The organism is Romboutsia sp. (assembly GCF_035470145.1).
In the GTDB taxonomy this organism is placed as follows: Bacteria; Bacillota; Clostridia; order Peptostreptococcales; family Peptostreptococcaceae; genus Romboutsia_D.
Genome location: NZ_DATIRC010000270.1, coordinates 1 through 2195 on the forward strand (window position 1 = coordinate 1; position 2195 = coordinate 2195).

Here is a 2195-nt window from a genome sequence, read left to right on the forward strand (position 1 = left end):
TTTTAAGGACTTAATTGAAGAATGTAAGGAGCTATTATAATGAATGAACAGAAACTGAAAAAGAACTTTAACAATATTAAAAATGACACATTGCAAGAGGTGTGCATGATATTAAGGAATAGTAATTTTGATGTTTATAATAATCTTGCCGACTTTATATCCGCTCTATTTAATGTTGAAAAAGCCGATATGTTAAGTAAAGATTTAGATAGGGAGAATTGTAGAGCTAGGTGGATGTGGTGGCTGACTTTATATACTTATTATGATAAATCTTATGAGAATATAGCCAATCTATCAAGTTATGATGATTCAAAAGTAGAGGTAGGTAGTGTTGGATATGGTGTTAATAAGATACAAGAGGAGATGCAAAATAGCGTTAACTTGAGGGATAAATGGTTTCAAGTTAAAACATTAATTAATTCGGGTCGCAACCTTAATAATTATTCAAATAAAAGTGTTGATGCAATAAGACCAAAGGTTAAAATTTCCGTATCTAAAGATGTTGACTTGGATATAGTTAGAGATTAACGTAGGTAATAAACTATCCTGTTAAAATCATAAGTCTTTAAATAATCAGAGAGATGTAGTAGGCAGAAATCTATATACATCTCTTTTATTTTGTCTTGTATTGCATAGTGTTTCTTGCTTTTATATTTCATATTAAAATAACTTCTTAAATATAAATATAGCACCATCCGTAATAACGTTACCTAATACGTTTGCCCCTAAATCTAAAGAGAAATCCTTACCTTTATTACGTTTAGTGTTTTGTTCTATTGTCATTAACTTATCCGCTATCCACTTCTTATCATTCATAGATTTAGCGTAATCTATAAATTCCTTGACACTAATAGTATTTCCTTTATTAGTCATCATATATAATGCCATCAAATCACTCTTTTTCATATCCAAGTATAATAGGCGAAAGCAGCTTATACTGTAACTATATATTCACGTTAACATAACAACTTGACTTGGAATAAACATTTAGTACATTACTATTATTCTATGTTTAATGCGTTTCCTATCAGCGTTCAAGTTTATACTATATCAACTATTAAAAATACAGATAACATTAAGACTGCTTTCAATTTATTAACTATTAAAGTATCTCCAAATTTTACCACCATTAGGGTAGTCATCATCATTTAGCCACGTAATAGCTGATTGTATGTATTTATCAGTCATCTCACTTTCCGTAGCGTTCGGAAACCAATCAGCATATAAACAATGATTATCACTTTGAATCATTTCTAAAGTAACAGCAAAATCATACTCGTTATAATCATATTTTAATCTTGGCTTTATGGTTTTATATACCTCTATCTTTTGCGCCATAGACCAATAAGGACTATCGTGTCTTTTACCATTCTTATCTATATAAAACATTTGAGAAATCTGCCATTCAGCAAACTCCTTATTAAAATGCTCACCCGCCATTATTGAATAATATTTCTTTAATAATCTCCAATAATCATTTTCACTCATATTACAATTCGTGCAAATAGTGTCAGATAATAACTTTGTGCTATTCCACATCTTATTATCATCTCCCTTAGCTTTTGCATAGTTATCCTTTGTAATATCATATATTGTCATTTTACCCATATATCATTCTCTTTTCACCATTTGACCGAACACAATTCGGACATTTAACCGATTTAGTTGGCTTAGGTTTTACTACTACAAATCTTCCCATATCTTATCGTATATTTTATTTATATACATTAATAGTATATCTATCCATAAAGATAGAAAAGCACAAATAAAAGATACAAGAACGCATCTTATAATAGCATATCCACTTATTATGCTAATAAATAATACTAACCAAAAAGATAAACATTTGGTACATGATATTACATCACGAAATAAGGTAGTGATATACCACCTTTTACCGATTATCTTATCATAGATAGATAATATAGCATCCTTTAACCCTAAATAGCTAAAAAGACATACCGATAATGTTATTATAATTGCGTTCTCTATCATAGCACCTATTTCTTATAAAGGTAAAAATTTATGCTGCTGCACTATTTACCGCTAAAGTAAACTCTATTTCAACGGCATTAGTTTTTAGACAACAATCTTTTACATTTGTAGGCGAAACAAGTACAGTAGTTATAGGGTCAAGAGTAATGGTAGGAGTACCCGTGTCAGAAAATACAGGAACAGTTATAGTTTCAAATACT

Annotated in this window: 3 protein-coding genes; 1 reads left to right on the top strand and 2 read right to left on the bottom strand. The window is 29.6% G+C overall.

Going from position 1 to position 2195, the window contains the following annotated elements:
• Nucleotides 1-39: 39 nt before the first annotated feature.
• Complete coding sequence (locus VLM92_RS11315) at nucleotides 40-528, top strand: hypothetical protein (protein ID WP_325276442.1); 489 nt, start codon at nucleotides 40-42, stop codon at nucleotides 526-528.
• Between the two features lie 132 nt (nucleotides 529-660).
• On the opposite strand, the gene VLM92_RS11320 is transcribed toward VLM92_RS11315, so the two are convergent.
• Entirely contained in the window at nucleotides 661-906 is a 246-nt protein-coding gene (locus VLM92_RS11320) for a hypothetical protein (protein ID WP_325276443.1), read from the bottom strand.
• 189 nt (nucleotides 907-1095) lie between these two features.
• Nucleotides 1096-1608, bottom strand: coding sequence for a hypothetical protein (locus VLM92_RS11325; protein ID WP_325276444.1), 513 nt, complete (start codon nucleotides 1606-1608; stop codon nucleotides 1096-1098).
• Nucleotides 1609-2195 lie beyond the last annotated feature (587 nt).

Bases quoted from the DNA above. Each gene is read 5' to 3' on its own strand.
- VLM92_RS11320 (WP_325276443.1), bottom strand. From the start codon at position 906: ATGAAAAAGAGTGATTTGATGGCATTATATATGATGACTAATAAAGGA.
- VLM92_RS11315 (WP_325276442.1), top strand. From the start codon at position 40: ATGAATGAACAGAAACTGAAAAAGAACTTTAACAATATTAAAAATGAC.
- VLM92_RS11325 (WP_325276444.1), bottom strand. From the start codon at position 1,608: ATGGGTAAAATGACAATATATGATATTACAAAGGATAACTATGCAAAA.